Source organism: Hymenobacter agri, assembly GCF_054778495.1.
The window spans coordinates 1-1089 of sequence record NZ_BAAGZM010000970.1; the positions used below are offsets into that span (position 1 = coordinate 1).

Genomic DNA, 1089 nt, shown 5'->3' on the forward strand with positions numbered 1-1089 from the left:
CATCGAGCGGCGCGCCGGGGGCCTCACGCTGGCCGCCAGCCTGTGGCTGCAGTGGCTGCGTACCTACTACACCTACCAGCCGGGCAAGGGTACATATAGCGGCGGCAGCAGCTACGCCGCCGCCGACCTGGCCCAGGAAACGCGCCGGGTGCTGCCGTATTTCGAGGTGGCGGCCGAGTGGCGCGTGGGGCGGCGGTAGGCGGGGCTTTGCCCGGCCGCCCATTGACGCTGCTGCTGTGTGCTTTGTGGGGCGCAACGCTGAGGGATATCGTGCGAAAGCAGTACATTGGCATCCTCCTTTCCCCCTTTCGCCTTTTGGTCTACCCACCATGCCGCGCAAGCTATTTCCCCTGCTGGTCCTGGCCATGCTGCTGAGCCAGTGCCGCTGGAAAAAGAACGACCCGCAGCCGGCCGCCCCCGCGCTGCCGCCCATCACCCAAAACGGGAGCAACACCATCGGCTTTCGTGTCGATGGCCAGGTCTGGCTGCCCGAAGGCAGCCTTAATATTCCTTCTTGGAAAGCATATTATGCTAATAAAATCTTTTGGTTCACGGCTAATAAAATCACTTCTAATGATAGATATCAATTCGGAATTCACGTGGAACCAATGCAGCCCAATACAGCAATCTGCGATTTAGCCGAGCGCAACGGGGTGACTTGTAATTTCTCAACCCTGACGGACTCTTACCGAGTCACTACCTCCGGCGCAGGCACGTTACACCTTAGCCGCCTAGATACGGTACAGCACATCATCGCTGGCACGTTCGAGTTCGAGGCGGTGAGCGCGACGACGAGCAAAACCGTGCACATCACCGACGGGCGCTTCGACCTGCGCACCGATTAATAGCAGCGCTTTCCCCCATATCCTTTTCATCCATTCACCAACTCCCATTTCAACCCAATGGGCGCGCCCTACCACGACCTCTACACCAACCATTTTGCCGATATCCGGTGCAGCCGGCCCACCTTCCTAGCCTTTCTGCGCTATACGGCCACGGCCGCCGCCAATAGCCCGGTGGCTGCCATCAAGGCGTTGGCCGCCGTCCTGCAAAGCGCCGCCGAGGCCCTCGGCGGCACCGTGGTGGCCC

General features: G+C 60.6%; 3 protein-coding genes. All 3 read left to right on the plus strand.

Features of this window, described 5'->3' with window-relative positions; translation table 11 throughout:
* Window positions 1-199 (plus strand): hypothetical protein (locus ACYVDE_RS23775; protein WP_460504000.1); only part of this gene is annotated, 199 nt, incomplete at its 5' end.
* Window positions 200-329: 130 nt separating this feature from the next.
* Window positions 330-845, plus strand: a complete 516-nt coding sequence (locus tag ACYVDE_RS23780) for a Riean_0653 family protein (RefSeq protein ID WP_460504001.1) — start codon at window positions 330-332, stop codon at window positions 843-845.
* A gap of 57 nt (window positions 846-902) precedes the next feature.
* Window positions 903-1089: hypothetical protein (locus tag ACYVDE_RS23785; RefSeq protein WP_460504002.1), on the plus strand; the 187-nt coding region annotated here is incomplete at its 3' end.

Coding starts and splice junctions, on each gene's coding strand:
- ACYVDE_RS23780 (WP_460504001.1), top strand. CDS start 330: ATGCCGCGCAAGCTATTTCCCCTGCTGGTCCTGGCCATGCTGCTGAGC.